Genomic DNA, 25,704 nt, shown 5'->3' with positions numbered 1-25,704 from the left:
AGCGGGACACCGGTGACCGGTGTCCCGCTCCGCCGTCGTCCGGCTCAGCCCGCCGGGGCCTCGGGCAGCGGTCGCCCCAACTCGTCGCCGATCAGCCGGATCACCTCGGCGGCATGCTCGTTCAGGAAGAAGTGCCCACCCCGGAACACCCGCACGTCGCACTCGCCGGTGGTGTGCAGCCGCCAGTCGCCTGCCTCGTCCACGGTGGTCATCGGGTCACTGTCGCCGGTGAGCACGGTGATCGGCGCGTCCAACCGCGCTCCCTCCTCGGCCCGGTAGGTCTCCACCGCCTTGTAGTCCCCGCGCAGCGCGGGCAGGATCATCGGCAGCAGCTCCGGGTCACCCAGCACCCGAGGATCCGACCCGCTGAGCCGGGCCAGTTCCCGGAGCACCCCGGCGTCGTCGCGGGTGTGCACGTACCGCTCGTCCCGGGTCCGCGACGGCGCCCGGCGACCGGACGCGAACAGCCGTACCGGCGGCCGGCCGGTCTCCCGCTGCAACCGCAACCCCAGCTCGTAGCCGAGCACCGCGCCCATGCTGTGCCCGAAGATCGCCACCGGCCGGTCCAGCCACGGTCGCAGCGCGGCGAACACCCCGTCGACCAGGCCGGCGACGGTGTCCAGCACCGGCTCGTGGCGGCGGTCCTGCCGGCCCGGGTACTGGATCGCCAGCACCTCGACCCCGGGCGAGAGTGCCCGGGAGACCGGGAACAGGTAGCTGGCCGAACCACCGGCGTGCGGTAGCGCCACCAGCCGGAGCGCGCTCGACGGCGCCGGATGGAACCGTCGCACCCACAGGTCGTTCTCTAGCGTTGCCGTCATCACTGTTCCTCTGGGGATCGGCGCTGCGGGCCCGCCCGCAGCGGGACGCCTACGGCGGGGGCTCCCGGGCCGGCCCCGCCGGTAGCGGGTCGTCGGGGTGGCCCGCCCGCCGGTGACGCGGGCCGTCCGGGCGTACCGTGACCGCCCCGGACCCGGGATCGACGGCCTCGTCCGCGCCGCTGCGTCACCCGCGTCATCGTCACTTCCGTGCCGGGTGGCGGCGTCCCGTCGGGACGCCGCCGCCATCGACGAAGCGAGCGTAGGAACACCGGGGGACCGGGACAACCCCTAGGCGGCACCCCGGCCCCCTAGGCCCACGGCGGCCCGGACCGCCCCTCCCGCCGGACCGGAACGCCAGCGGCCGACCGGGAAGCAGCCGTCAGGACACCGGATGCGCCGGCCGGGCACCGGCCGGCGCCGCCGACTCCGGTCCGATCCTGATCTCGGTGCCCGGCCCGGCCTCGGCGCGGCCGGTGCCCCCGGTGGCCGTGTCCCCCGACACCGTGGCGTCGGCACGGCCGGTGCCCCCGGTGGCCGTGTCCTCCGACGCCGTGGCGTCGGCCGGCGCAGCAGCCGGATCGGCCGGGACGGCAGTGGTTGCCGGCGGGGCCCCGGCCGGTCCCGCAGCGGGGCGGGCCGCGCTGGCACCGGCCGCCGCGGGGGTCGGGGTCGGGCCGGCAGGGGGCACGGCGTCGCCCGACCCGGGGACCGGCTGCTGTCCGGGGACCGACGCGCCCACGTCGCGCAGCAGCACGGCCGCCAGGACCGCCGTCACCACCAGGATGCCGGCCGAGACGACCGCGGCGACCCGCAACTCGTCGGCGAACGCCGCACGGGCCACCGCCACCAGCGTCTCCGCCGCGGTGGTGGACAGCGTCCGGCTCTCCTCGACCGCGCCCCCCAGCGTCTCCCGGGCGGTGGCCCAGGAGTCCGACGGCACGCCGTCGGGGGCCGCCCCGGAGAGCTGCCGCCGGTAGACGAACGTCCCGATGCTGCCGAGGATCGCCACGCCGAGCGCGGCACCGAACTGGCTGCCTGTCTCGGAGAGCCCGGCGGCGGCACCGGCCCGCTCCGGCGGCGCGGTGGAGACGATCAACTCGGCGCTCAGGGTCAGCACCATCGCGATGCCGCCCGTCATCAGGGCCTGGCCGACCACCACCTGGGTCAAGCCCACCTCGTCGCCGACCTGGGCGAGCACCAGGCAGCCGGCGGCCCCGACCAGCAGGCCGCCGGCGGCGACGTAGGCCCGCCGGAAACGCTGCGCCAGCATCGGGGCCAGCACCGCCGCGCCGACACCCGCCGCGCCCGCCGCCGGCAGCGACCAGAGGCCGGCGCTGAACGGCCGCAGCCCGAGCACCAGCTGGAGGTACTGGCTGATGAAGAACATGAAACCGACCAGCGCGAAGTTGGCGAGCACGTTCATCACCACCGCCGCGCTGAACGCCGGGGCGCGGAACAGCCGGACGTCGATCACCGGATCGGCGACCCGCCGCTGGCGCAGCACGAAGACGGTGAGCAGGACCAGCCCACCGACCACCCCGGACACCTGGGGCCAGTCGACGCCGTCCTCGGCGAACTGCTTGATGCCCCAGATCATCGGCAGTACGGCGAGGAAGGCCAGCACCGTGCTGAGCAGGTCGAGCCGCCCGGCCGCCGGGTTACGGAACTCCGGCAGCAGCAACGGGGCGAGCACCAGCAGGAGCAGCATGATCGGCACGTTGATCTCGAAGACCGTGCCCCAGGAGAAGTACTGCAACAGCGCGCCCCCGGCCACCAGGCCGATGACGCCGCCGGCGGAGAACCCCGCCGCCCAGAGCCCGATCGCGGCCCGGCGCTCGTTCTCGTCGTGGAACATGTTGCGGATCAACGACATGGTCGACGGCATCAGGGTCGCCCCGGCGGCGCCCATCACCGCCCGGGTGCCGATCAGCATGCCGGGGCTGGTGGACAGGGCCGTGGCCGCGGAGGCCACCCCGAACACCGCCGCACCGATCATCAGCAGCCGGCGGCGGCCGATCCGGTCCCCCAGCGTGCCCATCGGGATCAGCAGGCCGGCCAGCACGAAGGCGTAGACGTCGGTGATCCAGAGGAGCTGACTGCCGGTCGGTTCCAGGTCCGCCGTGATGAACGGCAGGGCGTACGACAGCACGGTCATGTCCATGCTGATGATCAGGGTCACCAGGACGAGGACCGCGAGGCCGGTCCACTCGCGACGACCGGCCTTTGCCTGCGCTGTAGCCATGGCCGAAAGCTACCATCGAATTTATACAGACGTATACATCCGATGGGTGAATTAGGGGGTGGTTCCGAGTAGGGTGACGCCCGTGGGTCATCGGGAACGCCTGCTGGCAGGGGCCAGAGTCTGCCTGTACGAGCGCGGCTACACGCGCACCACCGCCCGGGACATCGTTGCCGCGTCAGACACCAACCTGGCATCGATCGGCTACCACTTCGGCTCCAAAGAGGCGTTGCTGACCGCCGCCCTGGTGCAGGCGTTCGAGGAGTGGGGGGTCGAGATCGACCGGGTGCTCCGCGACGGCACCCAGCCCGACCTGCTGGACCGGCTGGAGTCGATGTGGTCCGGCCTGGTGGAGTCCTTCGGCACGCACCGGCCGCTCTGGGTCGCGGGGATCGAGGCGTTCGCGCTGGCCGAACACCTGCCGGTGCTGCGGGAGCAACTGGCCGACAGCTACGCCCGGGCCCGCCCGGCGCTGGCCGCCTTCGTCATCCGCAACGGTGGCGAGAACGTCAGCGACGCGACCCGCAGGGCCCTCGGCTCCTTCCTGCTGGCCCTGATGATCGGTCTGACGGTGCAGCGGCTGCTCGACCCCGAGGCCGCCCCGTCCGGCAAGGAACTGGCCGGGGCGCTGCAACTGATCGTCGGCGCGATCAACGACCCCACCGACGACTGACCCCGCCCGGAACAGGGGTCCGGTCCGCCCCGGTCCGACGACCACCCCGCCGGCAGGGGGCCGGTAGGGGTCACCGGTCGTCGGCGTCACTCCACCCGCACCAGACCGGCACGGAGCAGATCCTCCAGCCAGACGTCGAAATCCCGTCGGGTGACCACCGGGTCGGCCGCCCACTGTCGGGCGAGGACCCCGGCCGCGCGCTCCGGTGAGCCACCCTGCTGCTGCAACGCGATCCACATCGCCGCGGCGGTCGCCCCGAACCGGTACCGCAGTCCGTCCTGTTCGCAGGTCAGCTCAAGCTGCCCGCTCCGGGTGACCTTGGCGACGATCCCCTGTTCGAGTCGCACCCGCATCCTCCCTGCCTCCCCGTGTCCACCCTGGTGGCACCTGCGGCGAACCGACGCCTCCAGCCGCCGACCACTACCGTACGAGGTCACCTGGTGACGCGATACGGTCGTGGACCCACGCCGAAGGTGGACAAATACCCACCCTTCTCCGGGGAGGAAGCCCGAGGCCCGCCGAACGCCATGGGCGTCGACGGACCCCGGGCCGGCCCGACGGAGGCAGGTCAGTCCGATGCCTCCAGCTCGTCGTCGAGGATGTCGAACAACTCGTCGGCGGAGACCGACGCCAGGTCCCGGGCCGCCGGCTCCACGGCGGCCGCTCCGTACGCCGAGTTCCACCGGGCCACCAGCCCCTGGAGGCGGACGGTGATCCGGCCCCGCTCCGCCTCGTCGGGCACCGTGCCGTCCAGCAGCGCCTCCAGCCGGGCCAGCTCGGCCTCCAGCGAGGGGGCGGCCGGCAGGTCGCCGGTCAGCTCCGCCCGCACGAACCGGGCCACCGCCGCCGGACTGGGGTGGTCGTAGATGAGCGTCGCGGACAGCCTCAGGCCGGTGGCCGCACCGAGGCTGTTGCGGAACTCCACGGCGGCCAGCGAGTCGAACCCCAGCTCCAGGAAGCCCCGGTCCATGTCGACCACGTGTGGACGGGCATGGCCGAGCACCTCGGCCGCCTGCCCCCGGACCAGCTCGGTGACCAGCCGGTCGGCCTCCTCCGCCGGCAGGCCGGCCAGCCGGTCGGCCAGCGACCGTTCCCCGGCCGCCGGGCCGCCCGCCGCCCGCCGCGCCGGGGCGCGCACCAGACCGCGCAGCAGCGGCGGCACCCCCTCGCTCCGGGCCCGGATCGCGGCCAGGTCGAGGCGGACCGGGAGCGCCAGCGCCGGGACCGACCGGGTGGTCGCGTCGAACAGCGCCAACGCGTCCACGGTGGACAACGCGGTCACCCCGGACCGCGCCATCCGGCGCAGGTCCGCCTCGCCCAGGTGACCGGTCATCCCACTGCCCGACTCGGCCCACAGGCCCCAGGCCAACGAGGTGCCCACCAGCCCGTGCGCCCGGCGGTGCTGGGCGAGGGCGTCCAGGTAGGCGTTGGCGGCGGTGTAGTTGGCCTGACCGGCACCACCCAGCGTGGCCGCCGCCGAGGAGAACAGGACGAACCAGCGCAACGGCAGGTGCAGGGTCAACTCGTGCAGGTGACGCGCGGCCTCCGCCTTGGGGGCCAGGACCGCCGCCAGCCGCTCGTCGGTGAGCGCCGGCAGCAGCCCGTCGTCGAGCACACCGGCGGCGTGGACCACCCCGGTCAGCGGGTGCTCGGCGGGCACCCCGTCGAGCAGGTCCGCCACCGCCGACCGGTCGGCCAGGTCGCAGGCGACCACCGTCACCTGCGCACCGGCCGCCGACAGGCGGGCGACCAGCTCGTCCGCACCGGGCGCGGCCGGGCCACGGCGGCTGACCAGCAGCAGCCGCCGCACCCCGTGCCGGGTCACGGCGTGCTCGGCGACCAGCCGACCCAGTCCGCCGGTACCGCCGGTGACCAGCACGGTGCCGTCCGGATCCGGACCGGTCGGCGGCTCACCGGCGGGCACCGGCAGCGGCGCGAGCCGGGGGGCGAACAGCCCGCCGGAGCGTACCGCGAGCTGCGGCTCGGCAGTCGCGGCGAGCGCCGCGCGCAGCCCCGCCGGGTCCACGTCGTCCACGTCGACCAGGACGAACCGGCCCGGACTCTCCTCCTGGGCGGCCCGGACCAGACCCCAGACCGTGGCGTCCACCGGCCGGAGCACGTCCTCACCCTCGCCCGTGGCGACCGCCCGGGTGGTCACCAGCACCAGCCGCGCCCCGGTGAACCGGTCGTCGGCGAGCCACCGCTGGAGCAGGTCCAACGCCCCGGCGGTCGCCGGGACCGTCGAGTCCGCCGCCGCCCGCCAGGGCACCACGACGGTCTGCGGCACGGCCCCGGTCCGCTCGACCTCGGCCGCCAGCGCGACGAGATCCGGATGACACGGCACCCCGAGGCCCGGATCCGTGTCGCCGAGCACCACCGTACCGTCGGTCGGCCCGACCTGCGGGGTCGGCACCGGGGTCCAGAGGACCTGGTACAACGCGGAACGGTGGCCGGCGCCGGCCGTGCCGAGCCGGTCGGCCGCGAGCGGCCGGACCACCAGCGAGGCGACCGAGGCGACCGGAACACCGTCGGCGTCGGCGAGCTCGACGGCGATCTCCTCCGGGCCGGTCCGGGTCAGCCGGACCCGCAGCGCCGCCGCGCCGCTGGCGTGCAGGGCCACGCCCCGCCAGGCGAACGGCACGTCGAGCCGGCCGTCGTCGGGCCGGTCCGGCCCGGCCATGTCCAGGGCGTGCAGCACCGCGTCGAAGAGCGCCGGGTGCAGGCCGAACCGCCCGGCCGAGGACCAGGCGTCCTCGGGGAGCGCCACCTCGGCGTACACCTCGTCGCCCTGTCGCCAGGCGGCCCGCAACCCCTGGAACAGCGGTCCGTAGTGGTATCCGGCGTCGGCGAGCCGGTCGTAGTGCCCGTCCAGGTCGACCGGGGTGGCACCGGCCGGCGGCCAGGTGTCCCCGACCGGGGCGGCGGGTGCGGCGGGCGTCACCGGGGCCAGCACGCCGGTGGCGTGCCGGGTCCACCCGTCGGCCGCGTCCGCCGGCCGGGAGTGCACGGTGACCGGACGCCGGCCCGTCCCGTCGGGCGAACCGACCACCACCTGGAGGTCCACCCCGCCCCGGTCCGGGACGGTCAGCGGCGCCTGCAGGGTCAGCTCCTCCACCAGGGCGCAGCCGACCTGGTCACCGGCGTGCACGGCCAGTTCCACGAACGCCGTCCCGGGCAGCAGCACCGTCCCGGCGAGGGCGTGGTCGGCCAGCCACGGATGGGTCCGCAGCGAGAGCCGGCCGGTCAGCACGGTGCCGTCGGCGTCGGCCAGGCCGACCACCGCGCCGAGCAGCGGGTGGGCGGCGGGGCGCTGGCCGAGGCCCGGCACGTCGCCGCCGCCCGCCGGGGCGTCCAGCCAGAGCCGACGCCGCTGGAACGGGTACGTCGGCAGTTCGGTGACCCGGGCGCCGGTGGGCGCGAACCAGGCCCGCCAGTCCACCGGGACACCCCGGGTGTGCAGGGTGGCGACGGCGGTCAGCAGGGTCGCCGCCTCGTCCCGGCCGCCCCGCAGCACCGGCACCAGGGCGGCCCGGTCGGTGTCGGTGACGCAGTCCCGGCCCATCGCGGTGAGCACCGCGTCCGGGCCGACCTCCAGGTACGTGGTGACGCCGGCAGCCTCCAGGGTGGCGATGCCGTCACCGAACCGGACCGCCTCCCGGACGTGCCGCACCCAGTAGCCCGGATCGCAGATCTCGTCCGGGTCGGCGAGTCGACCGGTCAGGTTGGAGACCACCGGCACCCTCGGCGGGGCGAAGGCCAGACCGGAGAGGATCCGGTGGAACTCGGCCAGCATCGGCTCCATGTGCGGGGAGTGGAAGGCGTGGCTGACCCGCAGCCGCTTGGTCCGACGTCCCCTGGCCCGCCAGCCGTCGGCGATCGCGCCCACGGCGTCGTGGTCACCGGAGACCACCACCGCGTGCGGCCCGTTGACCGCGGCGATGCCCAGCTCCGCCTCCCGTCCGGCCAGCTCCCGGCGGACCTCCGCCTCGGACGCCTCGACCGCCACCATCGCGCCGTCCTCGCGCATGCTCTGCATCAGCCGTCCCCGGGCGGTGACCAGGGTGGCGGCGTCGGGCAACGACATCACCCCGGCGACGTGGGCCGCGGCGACCTCGCCGATGGAGTGCCCGGCGACCAGGTCCGGCCGGATCCCCCACGAGTCGAGCAGGCGGAACAGGGCCACCTCGACGGCGAACAGCGCACTCTGGCTGTAGACGGTCTGGTCGAGCAGGGCCGCGTCGGCCACGTCCGGCTCGGTGTAGAGCACCTCGCGCAGCGGGCGGTCGAGCTTCGCGTCCAGGTGCGCGCTGACCTCCGCGAGCGCCTCGGCGAACGCCGGGTACGCGGCGGCCAGCTCACGGCCCATGCCGAGACGCTGGGCGCCCTGGCCGGTGAAGAGCATGGCGAGCTTCCCTGCCGACGGCGTGCCCCGGACCAGCTCGGCGGGATCGCCGCCCCGGGCCAGGTCCCGCAGGGCGTGGAGCGCGTCCTGGCCCTCGGCGGCCACCACGACGGCCCGACGTTCCAGCGCCGCCCGGGTGGTGGCCAGCGAGTACGCCACGTCGAGGTGGGCACCGGTGTCGGCGACCAGACCGGCCTGGACCCGCAGCGCCTCCTCGGACCGGGCGGACAGCAGCCACGGCAGCACCGGCGGGGCGACGGTCGCGGGCTTGTCGGCCGGCGGTTCCGTCACCGGGGGGGCCTGTTCGAGGACGACGTGCGCGTTGGTGCCGCTGATCCCGAACGACGACACCCCGGCCCGCCGCGGCCGGTCCAGCTCCGGCCACCGCCGCGCCTCGGTCAGCAGCCGCACCTCGCCCGCCGACCAGTCCACCTGCGGCGACGGCTCGTCCACGTGCAACGTCCGGGGCAGCAGGTCGTTGCGCATCGCCAGCACCGCCTTGATCACCCCGGCCACACCCGCCGCACCCTGGGTGTGCCCGATGTTCGACTTCACCGAGCCGAGCCACAGCGGCCGGTCCGCCGGGCGGCCCTGGCCGTAGGTGGCCAGCAACGCCTGCGCCTCGATCGGATCGCCCAGCGTGGTGCCGGTCCCGTGCGCCTCCACCAGGTCGACCTGGTCGGCGGGGACGTCGGCGGCGGCCAGCGCCTGCCGGATCACCCGTTGTTGCGACGGGCCGTTCGGCGCGGTCAACCCGTTGGACGCGCCGTCCTGGTTGACCGCCGAGCCACGGACCACCGCCAGCACCCGGTGACCGTGCCGCTCGGCGTCGGAGAGCCGCTCCAGCAGCAGCATCCCGACGCCCTCGGACATCGTCGTGCCGTCCGCGCCCGCCGCGAAGGACCGGCACCGCCCGGCGGCGGAGAGTCCACGCTGGAGACTGAACTCGACGAAGGTGGCCGGGGTGGACATCACCGTCACCCCGCCCGCCAGCGCCAGCGAGCACTCCCCCGACCGCAGCGCCTGCACGGCCAGGTGCACCGCGACCAGCGACGACGAGCAGGCGGTGTCGACGCTGACCGCCGGCCCCTCCAACCCCAGGGTGTACGAGACCCGGCCGGACGCCACACTGGACATGCTGCCGTTGCTCAGGTAACCGGCCAGCTCATCCGGTACGGACGGCAGCCGGCTGCCGTAGTCGTGGTACATGACGCCGGTGAAGACGCCGGTCGGGCTGCCCTTGAGCGACAACGGGTCGATACCCGCCCGCTCCAACGCCTCCCACGAGCTCTCCAGCAGCAGCCGCTGCTGCGGGTCCATCGCGGTCGCCTCCCGGGGGCTGATCCCGAAGAAGTCCGGGTCGAAGTCGGCCGCGTCGTAGAGGAAACCACCCTCCGTCGAGTACGTCCGGCCGGGCCTGCCGGGCTCCGGGTCGTACAGGGCGTCGAGGTCCCAGCCCCGGTCGGTGGGGAACGCCGAGATGGCGTCCGCCCCGTCGAGCAGGAGCTGCCACAGGTCCTCCGGGCTGCGTACCCCACCGGGGAAGCGGCAGCTCATCGCCACGATCGCGATCGGCTCGTCGGCCACCGGCCGGGGGGCGTCGGCCCGGGCCACGTCGACCGGGCCACCGACGACCGTCTCGTGCAGGTGGTCGGCGAGCGCGGTCGGGTTCGGGTAGTCGAAGACCAGGGTGGCCGGCAGCCGCAGCGCGGTGGCGGTGTTCAGCCGGTTGCGCAGTTCGACGGCGGCGAGCGAGTCGAACCCGAGTTCCTTGAACGCCCGGGTCGGGTCGACAGCGGTACCGCTGTCGTGACCGAGGACCGCCGCGACGGCGGCCCGGACCAGGTCGAGCAGCATCCTTCGCTGGTCGTCCGGGCCGAGGGCGGCGAGCTGCCGGTGCAGGCCGGAGCCGGTGGCCGGGGCGGACCCGGTGGCCGCCGCCCGTCGGGCGGGCAGCCGGACCAGCCCCCGGAACAGCGCCGGCAACTGCTGGCCCTGGGCCCGCAGCGCGGCGGTGTCCAACCGGACCGGAACCAGCACCGGCCCGTCGGCGGCGACCGCCGCGTCGAGCAGGGCCAGACCCTGCTCCGAGGCGATCGGCAGGATGCCGGAACGGGCCATCCGGGCCACGTCCGCCTCCCCGAGGTGCGCGGTCATCCCGCTGCGCTGCTCCCAGAAGCCCCAGGCCAGCGAGACCGCGGGGAGGCCGAGCGCCCGCCGGTGCCCGGCCAGGGCGTCGAGGAAGACGTTGGCGGCGGCGTAGTTGCCCTGCCCGGCCCCGTCGAGCACCCCGGCGGCGGAGGAGAACAGCACGAACGCGGACAGTTCCCGGTCGCGGGTGAGGTCGTGCAGGTGCCAGGCCGGGGTGGCCTTGGCCCGCCAGACCGCGTCGAGCTGCGCCGGGGTCAGCGTGGCCAGCAGCCCGTCGTCCAGCACGCCGGTGGTGTGCACCACGGCGGACAGGGTGGGGATGCCGTCCAGCAGGGCCGCGACGGCCGCCCGGTCGGCCAGGTCGCAGGCGGCCACCTCGACGTCCGCGCCGAGCGCGGTCAACTCGTCGCGCAGCTCGACCGCCCCGGGGGCGGCCAGCCCCCGCCGCGACACCAGCACCAGGTCCCGGACGCCGTGGCCGGCGACGAGGTGCCGGGCCACCAACGCCCCGAGCACGCCCGTGCCACCGGTCACCAGCACCGGACCCTCGGCCCGCCAGGTCCCGTCCGCACCCGCCGCCCGGACCAGCCGGGGCACCCGGACCTGCCCGTCCCGCAACGACAGCTCCGGCTCACCGGTGCCCACCGCGGCCAGGATCTCCTCCACCGGGGTCTCCGGGTCCGCGTCCACCAGCACGAACTGGTCCGGGTTCTCCGCCTGCGCGGCCCGTACCAGACCCCACACCGGGGCGTGGGCGAGGTCGGTGCCGCCGTCGACGGCACCGTGGGTGACCACCACCAGCCGGGCCGCGGCCTGCGCCGGATCGGCGAGCCAGGACTGGAGCAGGGCCAGCGTCTCCGCGGTGGCCCGGTGGGCGGCGGCGGCCCGGTCGGGGTCGTCGCCGGCCGGGGTGAGCGGGGCGAGCACCACGTCGGGGACGCCCAGGCCGATCCCTTCGAGGTAACCCCACGACTCGGTGGCGGTGCCGGTGGGGACGGCCGTCCAGTCGACCCGGTAGAGGTCACCCTCGGTCGGGCCGGCGGCGGTGAGCTGGACCGGACGGGAGACGAGCGCGCCGACGACGGCCACCGGGGCACCGTGCACGTCGGCGAGGTGCAGGGTGGCGGTCTCCGGTCCGGCGGCGGTGATCCGCACCCGCAGCGCGGTGGCGCCGGTGGCGTGCAGGCTCACCCCGGTCCACGCGAACGGCAGGTACGGCGGTCGACCGGCGGGCACCGGCTCGCCGAGCCCCACCGCGTGCAGGGCGGCGTCCAGCAGCGCCGGGTGCAGGCCGAAGCGGGCCGCCTCGGCGTGCGCCTCCTCCGGCAACGCCACCTCGGCGTACACCACGTCACCGACCCGCCAGGCGGCCTGGACGCCCTGGAACACCGGGCCGTACTCGTAGCCCTGGGCCACCAGGTCGTCGTACAGGCCGGCGACCGGCACCGGCACGGCACCCGGCGGCGGCCAGGCGGTCAGGTCGAACGCGGCCCCGGTGTCGTCGGCGGAGAGGATGCCGGTGGCGTGCCGGGTCCAGCTCCCGGTGTGCTCCGGCCGGGAGTGCACGGTGACCGTGCGCCGGCCGGTGTCGTCGGGAGCGCCCAGCAGGAGCTGCACCTGGACGGCCCCCCGCTCGGGCAGCACCAGTGGGGCGTGCAGGGTCAGCTCGTCGAGGTGGCCGACGTCGGCGTGGTCACCGGCGTGCAGCACCAGCTCGACGAAGGCCGTGCCGGGCAGCAGCACCGTGCCGTTGACGGCGTGGTCGGCCAGCCACGGGTGGGTGTCCAGGGAGATCCGGCCGGTGAAGAGCACCTCACCGGAGGAGGCCATGCCGACCGCCGCGCCCCAGAGCGGGTGGCCGGCGGAGCCGAGCCCGGCCGCGGCCAGGTCGGCGGTGCCGCCGGTGGCGTCGATCCAGTACCGGCGGCGCTGGAACGGGTAGGTGGGCAGCGGCACCTCGCCACGGGGACGCGCCGGCAGCACCGGCGACCAGTCCACCGCCACGCCCCGGGTGAACGCCTCGCCCAGCGAGGTCAGCCACCGGCGCAGGCCGCCCTCGTCCCGGCGCAGCGAGCCGACGGCAGCCACCTCGACGCCCGCGTCGGCGGCGGTCTCCTCGATCCCCATGGTCAGCACCGGGTGGGCGCTGCACTCCAGGAACACCCGCATGCCCGCGCCCAGCAGGACCCGGGTGGTCTCCTCGAACCGGACCGTCTGCCGCAGGTTGGTGTACCAGTACCCGGCGTCCAGCCCGGCGGTGTCGCGGACACCCGCGCTGACCGTCGAGTAGAACGGCACGTTGCCGGCGCGGGGGGTGATCCCGGCGAGGACGTCGAGCAGCCGCTGCTCGATCCGCTCGACCTGGGCGGAGTGCGAGGCGTAGTCGACGTTGACCCGCTTGGCCCGGACGCCCTCGGCGGTGAGGACGGCGACCAGGTCGTCGACCGCGTCCGGGTCGCCGGAGACGACGACGGAGGAGGTGCCGTTGACGGTGGCGACGGAGATCCGCCCGGCGTAGCCGGCCAGCCGCTCGGCCACCAGCCGCTCGGGCAGGCCGACCGAGGCCATCGCGCCCCGGCCCGCCAGCTCCTCCGCGATCGCCAGACTCCGCAGCGCCACCACCGCGGCGCCGTCCCGCAGGGACAGACCGCCCGCCACCACGGCGGCGGCGATCTCACCCTGCGAGTGGCCGATCACCGCGTCCGGCCGTACGCCGTACGAACGCCACAGCCCGGCCAGTGACACCATCACCGCCCAGAGCACCGGCTGCACCACGTCCACCCGGTCCGTCGACGGCGCACCCTCGACGCCCCGCAACACGTCGGCCAGCCGCCACCGCACGAACTCGGACAGCGCCGCGCCGCACTCGGCGATCCGCTCGGCGAACACCGGCGACGAGTCCATCAGCTCCACCGCCATGCCGAGCCACTGCGAGCCCTGGCCGGGGAAGACGAAGACGGTGCCGCCCCGCAGCACGCCGGGGGCGACGCCGTCCTCGGCGAACGCCCGTGCCCCGGCGACGAAGTCGGCCCGGTCGCCGACCAGCACCGTCCGCCGGTCCAGCACCGCCCGCCCGCTCGCCAGCGCGTACGCCAGGTCACCGGCCCGCGTGTCCTCGTCGACGGCCACGGCGGCCACCCGGGCGGCCTGCTCCCGCAGGGCCTGGTCGGTACGGGCCGACAGCACCCAGGGCAGCACCGCCGGCTCGGGGGTGTCGGCCGACGGCTCTTCCGCCGGGGGTGCCTGTTCGAGGATGACGTGCGCGTTGGTGCCGCTGATCCCGAACGACGACACCCCGGCCCGACGCGGCCGGTCCGACTCCGGCCACCGCCGCGCCTCGGTCAGCAGCCGCACCTCCCCGGCCGACCAGTCGATCTGCGGCGACGGCTCGTCGGCGTGCAGGGTGCGCGGCAGCAGGTCGTTGCGCATCGCCAACACCATCTTGATCACGCCGGCCACACCGGCCGCACCCTGGGTGTGCCCGATGTTCGACTTGATCGACCCCAACCACAACGGCCGGTCCGCCGACCGGTCCTGCCCGTAGGTAGCCAGCAGGGCCTGCGCCTCGATCGGGTCGCCGAGGCTGGTGCCGGTGCCGTGCGCCTCCACCACGTCCACCTCGGTGGCCGGGATCCCGCCGGCCGCCGCGAGGGCCTGCCGGATCACCCGCTGCTGCGACGGGCCGTTCGGCGCGGTCAACCCGTTCGACGCACCGTCCTGGTTGATCGCCGAACCCCGGATCACCGCCAGCACGTGGTGACCGTGCCGCTCGGCGTCGGACAGCCGCTCCAACAGCAGCATGCCGACGCCCTCGGACATCACCGTGCCGTCCGCCCCGGCCGCGAAGGACTTGACCCGGCTGTCGGCGGCCAGGCCACGCTGGAGGCTGAACTCGACGAAGGTGTCCGGCGCGGCCATCACGGTGACGCCGCCGGCCAGCGCCAGCGAACACTCGCCGGCCCGCAGCGCCTGCACCGCCAGGTGGATCGCCACCAACGACGACGAACACGCCGTGTCGACGCTGACCGCCGGCCCCTCGAACCCCAGGGTGTACGAGATCCGACCCGAGGCCACGCTGGCCATGCTGCCGTTGCCCAGGTAACCGACCAGGTCCTCGGGGACCTCCGGCAACCGGCTGGCGTAGTCGTGGTACATCACCCCGGCGAAGACCCCGGTGAGGCTGCCGCGCAGCGAGGTCGGGTCGATCCCGGCCCGTTCCAACGCCTCCCACGAGGTCTCCAGCAGCAGCCGCTGCTGCGGGTCCATCGCGACCGCCTCCCGGGGGCTGATCCCGAAGAAGTCCGGGTCGAAGTCGGCCGCGTCGTGCAGGAAGCCGGCCTCCATCGAGTACGTCTTGCCGGGCTTGCCGGGCTCCGGGTCGTAGAGGTTGTCGAGATCCCAGCCCCGGTCGGTGGGGAACGGGGTGATCGCGTCGCCGCCGTCGACGAGGAGCTGCCACAGCTCCTCGGGGGTACCCACGCCCCCGGGATAGCGGCAGCTCATCGCCACGATGGCGACCGGCTCGTCGGCGGCGACCGCGGTGGCGACGGTCGCCGCGACCGGGGTGGCCGCCCCGACGAGCCGGGTGTGCAGGTAGTCGGCGAGCGCGGTCGGGTTCGGGTAGTCGAACACCAGGCTGGCCGGCAGCCGCAGCCCGGTCGCGGTGTTCAGCCGGTTGCGCAGCTCCACCGCGGCCAGCGAGTCGAAGCCGATCTCCCGGAACGCACGGGTGGGTTCCACGCTGGCCGGGCTGTCGTGGCCGAGGACCGCGGTCACGTCGACCCGGACCAGGTCGAGCAGCAGGTGCCGCTGCTCGACGTCGGTCAGACCGGCCAGCCGCCGGTGCAGCGCCGACCCGCCGGCCGGCGTCGCGCCCGCCCCGGCGGCCCGCCGGGCCGGCAGCCGGACCAGACCCCGGAACAGCGCCGGCAGCTGTTGGCCCTGGGCGCGCAGCGCGGCGGTGTCCAACCGGACCGGCACGAACACCGGCGCTTCGGCGTCGACCGTCGCGTCCAGCAACGCCAGGCCCTGCGCGGAACTGATGGGCAGGATGCCGGAACGGGCCATCCGGGCCAGGTCGGCCTCGCCGAGGTGCGCGGTCATCCCGCTGCGTTCCTCCCACAGCCCCCACGCCAGCGCGGTCGCCGCGAGACCGAGCCCGCGCCGGTGCTCGGCGAGGGCGTCGAGGAACACGTTGGCCGCGGCGTAGTTGCCCTGCCCGGAACCGTCCACCACACCGGCGGCCGAGGAGAAGAGGACGAACGCCGACAGGTCCCGGTCCCGGGTCAACTCGTGCAGGTGCCAGGCCGGCGTGGCCTTCGCCCGCCAGACGGCGTCGAGCTGCGCCACGGTGAGCGAGGTCGTCAACCCGTCGTCGAGGACGCCGGAGGTGTGCACCACCGCCGCCAGCCCGGTGATCCCGTCCACCAGGGCGGCCACCGCGTCCCGGTCGGCCAGGTCGCACGCGACCACCTCGACGGCGGCCCCGAGCCCGGCCAGTTCCTCGCGTAACCCGGCGGCCCCCGGGGCGTCCGGTCCGCGTCGGGAGACCAGCACCAGGTCACGGACACCGTGCGCGGTGACCAGGTGCCGGGCGACCAGCGAGCCCAGCACGCCGGTGCCGCCGGTCACCAGGACCGGCCCGCGCGCCCGCCACCCGGTCCCGCCGGGGGTGGCGCGGACCAGCCGTGGCACCCGTACCTGCCCGTCGCGCAACGACAGCTCCGGCTCGCCGGTGCCGACCGCCGCCACGATCTCCTCGACCGGGGTTCCCGGGGCGGCGTCGACCAGCACGAACTGGCCGGGGTTCTCCGCCTGCGCGGCCCGGACCAGACCCCACACCGGGGCCTTGACCAGGTCGGTGACGCCATCGGCCGCGCCGCTGGTCAGCACCACCAGCCGGGACTCGGTCGACCGGGGGTCGGCCAGCCAGCGCTGGAGCAGCCCGAGCACCGCCGCGGCGGTGGCCCGCGACGCCGACTCGACGTCGACGGCCCCGTCCGGGCCGGCCGACGGCTCGGTGAGGCGGGTGAGCACCAGCTCCGGCGCCCCGTCGGCCAGGTCCTCCAGGTACGCCCAGGAGGTGCCCGGTGCGTCGGTCACCGGCACCGGGATCCAGTCGACCCGGTAGAGGTTGCCGTCGGGGGCGTCCACGGCGGCGAGCTGCACCGGCCGGGACACCAGCGCACCGATCTCGGCCACCGGCGCACCGGTCGGGTCGGCCAGGTGCAGCGACACCGCCCCGGTGCCCGCCGGGGTGACCCGGACCCGCAGCGCGGTCGCACCGGTGGCGTGCAGCGTGACGTCCGTCCAGGCGAACGGCACCGACGGCGGCAGGTCCGCCGACGCCTCCTCGCCGATGCCCACCACGTGCAGCGCCGCGTCCAGCAGCGCCGGGTGCAGCCCGAAGCGCGCCGCGTCGGCGTGCGCCTCCGCCGGCAACGACACCTCCGCGTACACCGTCCCGCCGACCCGCCAGACGGCCTGCACGCCCTGGAAGACCGGACCGTACTCGTACCCCTGCGCCACCAGGTCGTCGTAGAACCCGGTCACCGGCACGGGCACCGCTCCCGGCGGCGGCCAGGCGGTCAGGTCGGACGTGGGAGCGGCCGGCGGGTCGGCGAGCACCGCGCTGGCGTGCCGGGTCCACGGCAGGTCCGGGTCGGCGTGCTCGGGACGGGAGTGCACGGTGACGCTACGCCGGTGCGTCCCGTCGTCGGCCGTCATCAACAGTTGCACCTGCACCGCGCCACCGCCGGTCAGCGGCAGCGGGGCGTGCAGGGTCAGCTCCTCGAGGTGCCGCAGCCCCACGTGCTCACCGGCGTGCAGCACGAGTTCGACGAAGCCGGTGCCGGGCAGCAGCACCGTGCCGGCGACCGCGTGGTCGGCCAACCACGGGTGGTCGTCCACCGAGAACCGGCCGGTGAACAGCACCTCGCCCGAGGAGGCCATCGACACCGACGCGCCCCACAACGGGTGGCCCGCCGCCCCGAGACCCACCGACGCCACGTCGGTCGCCGCGCTGGTCGCGTTGATCCAGTAACGGCGACGCTGGAAGGGGTAGGTGGGCAGCTCGGTGCTCCGCGCGCCGGTGGGCGCGAACCAGGCCCGCCAGTCCACCGCGACACCCCGGGCGTGCAGGGTCGCCAGGGCGGTCAGCAGGGTCGTCGGCTCGTCCCGGCCGGCCCGCAGCACCGGCACCAGCGCCACCGCGTCCTCGTCGGTCACACAGTCCCGGCCCATCGCGGTGAGCACCGCGTCCGGGCCGACCTCCAGGAAGGTGGTGACCCCCGCCGCCTCCAGGGCGGCCACCCCGTCGCCGAACCGCACCGCCTCCCGGACGTGCCGCACCCAGTAACCCGGGCTCCGCAGCTCCTCCGGGTCCGCCAACGCACCGGTCACGTTGGACACCACCGGCAGCTGCGGCCGGTCGTAGGTCAGACCGGCGAGGACCTCGTGGAACTCCGTCAGCATCGGTCCCATGTGTGGCGAGTGGAACGCGTGACTCACCCGCAGCCGCTTCGTCCGCCGACCCCGCTCCCGCAGCTCCGCCGCGACCGACTCCACCACGTCGGCGTCGCCGGAGACGACCACCGCCCGGGGGCCGTTCACCGCCGCGACACCCGCCCGCGCCTCCAGGCCGGTCAGCGCCGTACGCACCTCCGCCTCGGACGCCTCGACGGCGACCATCGCGCCGTCCTGCCGCATCGACTGCATCAACCGGCCCCGCGCCGCGACCAGGGTCGCCGCGTCGGCCAGCGACAGCACCCCGGCCACGTGGGCCGCCGTCACCTCGCCGATCGAGTGCCCGGCCACCAGATCGGGCCGGATCCCCCACGACTCCAGCAGCCGGAACAACGCCACCTCGACGGCGAACAACGCGGCCTGGCTGTAGACGGTCTGGTCCACCAGGGCGGTGTCGCCGGCCTCGGGCTGCTCGTACAGCACCTCCCGCAACGGCCGGTCGAGCTTCGGGTCCAGCTCGGCGCACACCCGCGCGAAGGCCTCCGCGAACGTCGGGTACGCCGCCGCCAGCTCACGGCCCATCCCCCACCGCTGCGCGCCCTGGCCCGTGAACAGCACGGCCAGCTTCCCGGCCGACGGCGACCCGTACACCACCTCGGCCGGGTCGGTCCCGTCCGCCACGCAGCGCAGGACACGGAGCGCGTCCGCGCCGGTGCCGGCCACCACCACCGCCCGGCGTTCCAACGCGGCCCGCGTCACGGCCAGCGAGTACGCCACATCCAGGTCGGCGTCCGTCGCCGCGATCCGGTCCGCCTGCGCCCGCAGCGCCTCCACCGACCGGGCGGACAGCAGCCAGGGCAGCACCGCCGGGACGACGGGCTCGGGGGTGTCGGCCGGCGGCTGCGCCGTCGGGGCGGCCTGTTCGAGGATGACGTGCGCGTTGGTGCCGCTGATCCCGAACGACGACACCCCGGCCCGACGCGGCCGGTCCGACTCCGGCCACCGCCGCGCCTCGGTCAGCAGCCGCACCTCCCCGGCCGACCAGTCGATCTGCGGCGACGGCTCGTCGGCGTGCAGGGTGCGCGGCAGCAGGTCGTTGCGCATCGCCAACACCATCTTGATCACGCCGGCCACACCGGCCGCGCCCTGCGTGTGCCCGATGTTCGACTTGATCGACCCCAACCACAACGGCCGGTCCACCGACCGACCCTGCCCGTAGGTCGCCAGCAGGGCCTGCGCCTCGATCGGGTCACCGAGCGCCGTGCCGGTTCCGTGCGCCTCCACCACGTCCACCTCGGTCGCCGGGATACCCCCCGCCGAGGCCAGAGCCTGCCGGATCACCCGCTGCTGCGACGGACCGTTCGGCGCGGTCAACCCGTTCGACGCACCGTCCTGGTTCGTCGCCGAACCCCGGATCACCGCCAGCACCTGATGGCCGTGCCGCTCGGCGTCGGACAGCCGCTCCAACAGCAGCATGCCGGCCCCCTCGCCCCAGCCGGTGCCGTCGGCCCCGGCGGCGAAGGACTTCGACCGGCCGTCGGCGGCCAGGCCACGCTGGAGGCTGAAGTCGAGGAACGTGTCCGGGGTGGCCATCACGGTGACGCCGCCGGCCAGCGCCAGCGAACACTCGCCGGCCCGCAGCGCCTGCACCGCCAGGTGGATCGCCACCAACGACGACGAACACGCCGTGTCGATCGACACCGCCGGCCCCTCCAGCCCCAGGGTGTAGGCCACCCGGCCGGAGACGATGCTGGCGAGGCTGCCGTTGCCCAGGTAGCCGGCCAGCTCGTCGGGCACCTGGTGCAGCCGCAGCGCGTAGTCGTGGTACATGACACCCGCGAAGACGCCGGTCGGGCTGCCCTTGAGCGAGGTCGGGTCGATCCCGGCCCGCTCCAGCACCTCCCACGAGGTCTCCAGCATCAGCCGCTGCTGCGGGTCCATCGCCGTCGCCTCCCGCGGGCTGATCCCGAAGAAGTCCGCGTCGAAGTCCGCCGCGTCGTGCAGGAAACCGCCCTCCATCGAGTACGTCTTGCCGGGCTTGCCGGGCTCCGGGTCGTACATGCCGGCCAGGTCCCAGCCCCGGTCGGTGGGGAACGGGGAGACCGCGTCGGTGCCGTTGGCGAGCAGCGTCCACAGCTGCTCCGGGGTGGTCACCCCGCCGGGGAAGCGGCAGCTCATCGAGACGATCGCGATCGGCTCCTGGGTGAACGGGGCCGGCGCGGGTTCCGACGCCGCCACGTCCGCGCCGGTGCCCAGCACGGTGGCGACCACGAACTCGGCCAGCGCCGCCGGGGTCGGGTAGTCGAACGCCAGGGTCGCCGGCAGTCGCAGCCCGGTGGCCGCCTTGAGCCGGTTGCGCAGCTCGACCGCGGCCAGCGAGTCGAAGCCCAGCTCGTTGAACGCCCGGCGCGGCTCGATCGCGTCCGCGCTGTCGTGCCCGAGCACGGCGGCGACGTGTTCGCGGACCAGGTCGAGGGTGAACCGGTCCCGCTCGGCCGGGCTGATCCCGGCGAACTGCCGGGCCAGCCCCTGCGTCGCGTCCGCCGGGCCGACCGCCTGGGCGGTACGCCGGGCCGGCAGCGGCACCAGGCCGCGCAGCAGCGCCGGCACCCCGTCCGGCCGGTTGCGCAGCGCGGCCAGGTCGACCCGGACCGGGGCGAGCACCGGCTCGTCGACGCCGAGCGCCGCGTCGAGCAGGGCCAGGTTCTCCGCCGGGGTGAGCCCGGGCATGCCGGAGCGTTCGATCCGTTGCAGGGCGGCGGCGTCCAGCTTGCCGCCCATCCCGCTGTCGCCGGTCCACAACCCCCAGGTGAGCGCGACGGCGGGTAGCCCGGCGGCCCGGCGGGCGACGGCCAGCGCGTTGAGGGTGGCGTTCGCGGCGGCGTAGTTGCCCTGCCCGGCGCAGTCGAGCAGGCTGGCCAGGGAGGAGAAGAGCACGAAGGCGGTCAGGTCGGCGTCGCGGGTCAGCGCGTCGAGGTGCCGCGCGCCGTCCAGCTTGGCCCGCAGCACCGCGTCGAGCCGGTCCGGGGTGAGCGAGCCGATCGTGCCGTCGTCGACGATGCCGGCGGCGTGCACCACCGCCCGCAGCGGCCGGTCGGCCGGGACGGCGGCGAGCAGGGCGGCCAACGCGTCGGCGTCGGCGGCGTCGCAGGCGGCCACCTCGACGCTCGCGCCGGCCGCCTCCAGCTCCGCGCGCAGCGCCGCCACACCGGCCGCCGCCGGGCCGCTGCGACTGGTCAACAACAGATGGCGTACGCCGTGCCGCCCGGCCAGGTGCCGGGCGACGTGCGCGCCGAGCCCACCGGTGCCCCCGGTGACCAGCACCGTACCGTCGGTCGGCCAGCCGCTGCCGACGGCGGCACCGGTGCCGCCGGCCGCGTCGGCGGCGGAACCCGCCGGGACGGTGGCCGCGTCGGCGGCGGAACCCGCCAGGGGGGCGTCGGGAGCCGCCGGAGCGGCCGGGGCGACGGCGACCCGGGCGAGCCGGGGCACACTGATCTCGCCGTCGCGTAGCCGCAGTTCCGGTTCGCCGGTGGCCAGGGCCGCGGCCAGCAAGGACGCCGGTGCGTCGGTGAGCTGGACGGTGACGAACCGGTCCGGGTTCTCCGTCTGCGCGGCCCGGACCAGACCCCGGACCGCCTCGGCGGCGAGGTCGTCGACCCGGCTGACGAGGACCAGCCGGGTACCGGCCAGCCGCGGATCGGCCAGCCACTGCTGGAGCAGCGCCAACGCGTCGGCGGTGGCGGCCCGCACGTCACCGGCGGTGACCCCGGCGAACGCCCACTCCGGGGCGGTGGCACCGGCGTCGATCGCCGCGCCCAACGCGGCCGGGTCGGCGTACCGGACCGCCGTGCCGATCCGCTCGTCGCCGAGCACCACCCAGCGGGGGGTGCCCGCCGGGGCGGGCCGGTGGCCCAGCGTCGTCCACTCCAGCCGGAACAGCCGCTCGTGGTAGCCGCCCCGGGCAGCGGTGAGCTGCGCGGTGGAGACCGGCCGGGAGACGAAGGACCGCACCGAGGCGACCGGTGCGCCGGTGGTGTCGGCGAGGGTCACCGACACGCTGTCCCCGGCGGCCGGGGCGATCCGGACCCGCACCTCGGCCGCACCGGCGGCGTGCAGGGTGACGTCGTTCCAGGCGAACGGGATACGCACCTCGCCGTCGGCGGGCTCACCCCGGCGGGCCGCGTCGATGGCGTGCAGGGCGGCGTCCAGCACCGCCGGGTGCAGGCCGAAGCGGGCCGCCTCGGCCCGGCTGTCGGCGGGGAGCGCGACCTCCGCGTACACCTCGGGGCCACGTCGCCAGACGGCCTTGAGCCCCTGGAACACCGGGCCGTAGCCGTAGCCCTGACCGGCCAGCTCGGCGTAGACGCCGGCCAGGTCGACCGGCCGGGCGTCGCGCGGCGGCCACTCGGTGAGCGGCTGCCCGGCGTCGGCGGCCCGCGGGGCGAGGAAGCCGCTGACGTGACGGGTCCAGAGCTGCCCGTCCGGGTCGACCCCGTCGGGGCGGGAGTAGACGGCCACCGGGCAACGGCCGGCCGGGTCGGCGACCCCGACGACCACCTGGAGGGCCACGCCGCGCTCGTCCAGCGCCAGCGGGGCCTGGAGGGTCAGCTCCTCGACGGTCGGGCAGCCGACCTGGTCGCCGGCCCGCACGGCCAGCTCGACGAAGGCGGTGCCGGGCAGCAGCACCACCCCGGAGATGGTGTGGTCGGCCAGCCACGGGTGGCTGCGCAACGACACCCGGCCGGTGAGCACCACACCGTCACCGCCGGCCAGGCCGACCACCGCGCCGACCAGCGGGTGGCCGGCGGCGAGCTGACCGAAGCCGGTCGCGTCGGCGCTGCCGCCGCCGGATTCCATCCAGAACCGGCGACGCTGGAACCGGTAGGTGGGCAGCGCGACCCGCCGCGCCCCACGGGCGGCGAAGAACGCCGTCCAGTCCACCGGCACCCCCCGCACGTGGGCGCGGGCGACGGTGGCGACGACGGCGGTCTCCTCGTCGTGGTCGGCGCGCAGCAGCGGGACGAAGACCGCGTCGGCGTCCTCACCCAGGCAGGCCGGACCCATCGCGGAGAGCACACCGGCCGGCCCGAGTTCGAGGAAGGTGTCGACCCCCTCGTCGGCCATGGCCCGGACGGCGTCGGCGAACCGGACGCTGTCGCGCACGTGCCGCACCCAGTATTCGGGGTCGCACAGCTCACCGGAGAGCACCGGCCGGCCGGTGACCGTGGAGACGACCGGGATGGTCGGCGGACGGTAGCTGAGCACGTGTGCCAGCCGGCCGAACTCGGCGAGCATCGGCGTCATCAGCGGCGAGTGGAAGGCGTGGCTGACCCGTAGCCGCTTCGTCCGGTGCCCGGCGGCGGCGAGGGTGGCGGCGACCTCCAGCACGGCGTCCTCGTCCCCGGAGAGCACCAGCGAGGTCGGGCCGTTCACCGCCGCCAGGCCCAGCTGCGCCTCGCGGCCGGCGAGCAGCGGGCGGACCTGCTCCTCGGTGGCCTGCACCGAGACCATCGCGCCCTCGGCGGGGAGCTGCTGCATGAGCCGGCCGCGCGCGGCGACCAGGAGCGCCGCGTCCTCCAGCGAGAGCACCCCGGCGACGTGGGCGGCGGCCAGCTCACCGATCGAGTGCCCGGCGAGCAGGTCGGGCCGGATCCCCCAGGACTCCAGCAGCCGGAACTGGGCGACCTCCAGGGCGAACAGCGCGCACTGGGTGTAGGCGGTCTGGTCGAGCAGGGCCGCCTCGGCGGTGCCGGGCTCGGCGAACAGCACGTCGGCCAGCGGCACGTCCAGTTGCAGGTCGAGCCAGCCGCAGGCGTCGTCGAACGCGGCGGCGTAGACCGGGTGGCTGCGGTACAACCGCCGGCCGACGCCGAGCCGCTGGCTGCCCTGGCCGGTGAACAGGAAGCCGAGCCCGCCACCGGTGGCCTGACCCCGGTGCCCGTCGGACGGGCTGCCGCCGTCGGCGAGGGCGGCGAGGTTCCGCAGCACGCCCGCCCGGTCCCCGGCCACCAGCACCGCCCGCTGCTCCAGCGTGGTCCGGGTGGTGGCCAACGAGTACGCGACGTCGAGCAGTTCCGGGGCGTCCCCGTCGGTGTCCACCACGGCGAGCAGTGCGGCGGCCTGGTCGCGCAGCGCCGCCCCGCTGCGGGCGGAGAGCACCACCGGCAGCACCTCGCTGGGCACCTGCGGCACCTCGGCGACGGCCCCGTCGGCGACGGCCGGCGGCTCCTCGACGATGACGTGCGCATTGGTGCCGCTGACCCCGAACGAGGAGACCCCGGCCCGGCGCGGGTGGCCCGGGTCGTCCCACGGGCGGGCCTCGGTGAGCAGGGCGACGGTCCCGGCGGACCAGTCGACGTTGGGGGTGGGCGCGTCGACGTGCAGGGTGCGCGGCAGCACCCGGTGCCGCATCGCCATCAGCACCTTGATCACACCGGCGACACCGGCGGCGGCCTGCGAGTGGCCGATGTTGGACTTCAGCGAGCCGAGCCAGAGCGGCCGGTCGGCGGGGCGGTCCCGGCCGTAGGTGGCGATGATCGCCTGCGCCTCGATCGGGTCGCCGAGCCGGGTGCCGGTGCCGTGCGCCTCGACCAGGTCGACGTCGGTGGGGGCCAGCCCGGCCGACGCCAGCGCGGACAGGATCACCCGCTGCTGGGCCGGCCCGTTCGGGGCGGTCAGCCCGTTGGACGCGCCGTCCTGGTTGATCGCCGACCCGCGGATCACCCCGAGCACCCGGTGGCCGTGACGGAGGGCGTCGGAGAGCCGCTCCAGCACCAGGATGCCGACGCCCTCGGCCCAGCCGGTGCCGTCGGCCGCCGCCGCGAACGGCTTGCACAGGCCGTCCGGGGCGAGACCCCGCTGCCGGCTGAACGCGGTGAACGCGCCCGGGTGCACCATCACCGCGACCCCACCGGCGAGCGCGGTGGTGCACTCCCCCCGCTGCACCGCCTGGCAGGCCAGGTGCAGGGCGACCAGGGAACCCGAGCAGGCGGTGTCCACGGTCAGCGTCGGACCCTCGAAGCCGAAGGTGTAGGCGAGCCGGCCGGAAACCACGCTCGGCGCGTTGCCGGTCAGCAGGTAGCCGTCCAGGCCCTCCGGGGCCTCGTGCAGCCGGGGTCCGTACTCCTGCGGTTCGGCGCCGATGAAGACGCCGGTCTGGCTGCCGCGCAGCGACGCCGAGTCGATGCCGGCGTCCTCCAGCGCCTCCCAGGCGGTCTCCAGCACCAGCCGCTGCTGCGGGTCCATCGTCATCGCCTCGCGCGGGCTGATGCCGAAGAACTCCGCGTCGAACTCGGCCGCGCCCTCCAGGAAGCCGCCCTGGCGGACGTAGGTCTTGCCGGGCTTGCCCGGGTCCGGGTCGTACAGCCCGTCGGTGTCCCAGCCCCGGTCGGTCGGGAAGTCGGCGATGACGTGCCGGCCTTCGAAGACCAGCCGCCACAGGTCGTCGGCGGAGGTGCTGTGGCCGGGGTAGCGGCAGCCGATGCCGACCACGGCGACCGGCTCGTCGTCGGCGGTGGGCCGGCGCGGCGGCGCGGCGGGCGGGGCGGGTGCCGCGTCCCCGCCGAGCAGGTTGCGCAGCAGCCGGCCGACCGCCAGCGGCGTCGGGTGGTCGAAGACCAGGGTGACCGGCAGGTCCAGCCCGGTGGCGGCGGTGAGCCGGCGGTGCAGCTCGACCGCGGCGAGCGAGTCGAAGCCCAGGTCGCGGAAGGGCCGACCGGGCTCGACCGCGTCCGGGCCGTCGGGCAGCACGGTCCGCAGCACGTCGCGGGCCTGCTCCCGGACCAGGACGGTGAGCGCCCGGTCCCGCTCGTCGGCCGTGCGGCCCTCCAGCCGCCGCCGCAGTGCCGACAGCGCGTCGGGCTGGGCACCGGTGGGGTTCACGGACTCGCTCATGGCACGCTCCACTAGGTCTCCGGGTTCGACGCCCGGCTCGGTGTGTCGACTTTCGGCG

Annotated in this window: 4 protein-coding genes and 1 pseudogene; 1 reads left to right on the top strand and 4 read right to left on the bottom strand. The window is 75.5% G+C overall.

Annotation, left to right across the window (positions count from 1 at the left end; translation table 11 throughout):
- Positions 1-44: 44 nt before the first annotated feature.
- Positions 45-821 (bottom strand): alpha/beta fold hydrolase, encoded by a 777-nt coding sequence (locus tag O7612_RS10365; RefSeq protein WP_282272586.1) that lies wholly within the window; start codon positions 819-821, stop codon positions 45-47.
- 691 nt (positions 822-1,512) lie between these two features.
- Positions 1,513-3,063 (bottom strand): annotated as a pseudogene (locus O7612_RS10360) (MFS transporter); the annotation flags it as partial.
- A gap of 82 nt (positions 3,064-3,145) precedes the next feature.
- Here O7612_RS10360 and O7612_RS10355 point away from each other — a divergent pair.
- Complete coding sequence (locus tag O7612_RS10355) at positions 3,146-3,733, top strand: TetR/AcrR family transcriptional regulator (RefSeq protein ID WP_282272582.1); 588 nt, start codon at positions 3,146-3,148, stop codon at positions 3,731-3,733.
- 86 nt (positions 3,734-3,819) lie between these two features.
- Here the strand turns inward: O7612_RS10355 and O7612_RS10350 are convergent, their stop codons facing one another.
- Complete coding sequence (locus O7612_RS10350; RefSeq protein WP_282272580.1) at positions 3,820-4,086, bottom strand: PqqD family peptide modification chaperone; 267 nt, start codon at positions 4,084-4,086, stop codon at positions 3,820-3,822.
- A gap of 215 nt (positions 4,087-4,301) precedes the next feature.
- Positions 4,302-25,646 (bottom strand): type I polyketide synthase, encoded by a 21,345-nt coding sequence (locus O7612_RS10345; RefSeq protein ID WP_282272578.1) that lies wholly within the window; start codon positions 25,644-25,646, stop codon positions 4,302-4,304.
- Positions 25,647-25,704 lie beyond the last annotated feature (58 nt).

The sequence above is a fragment of the Micromonospora sp. WMMD987 genome (assembly GCF_029581435.1).
In the GTDB taxonomy this organism is placed as follows: domain Bacteria; phylum Actinomycetota; class Actinomycetes; order Mycobacteriales; family Micromonosporaceae; genus Micromonospora; species Micromonospora rifamycinica.
This window is presented reverse-complemented; position numbering and strand designations above follow the sequence as displayed.

Coding starts and splice junctions, on each gene's coding strand:
- O7612_RS10345 (WP_282272578.1), bottom strand. CDS start 25,646: ATGAGCGAGTCCGTGAACCCCACCGGTGCCCAGCCCGACGCGCTGTCG.
- O7612_RS10350 (WP_282272580.1), bottom strand. CDS start 4,086: ATGCGGGTGCGACTCGAACAGGGGATCGTCGCCAAGGTCACCCGGAGC.
- O7612_RS10365 (WP_282272586.1), bottom strand. CDS start 821: ATGACGGCAACGCTAGAGAACGACCTGTGGGTGCGACGGTTCCATCCG.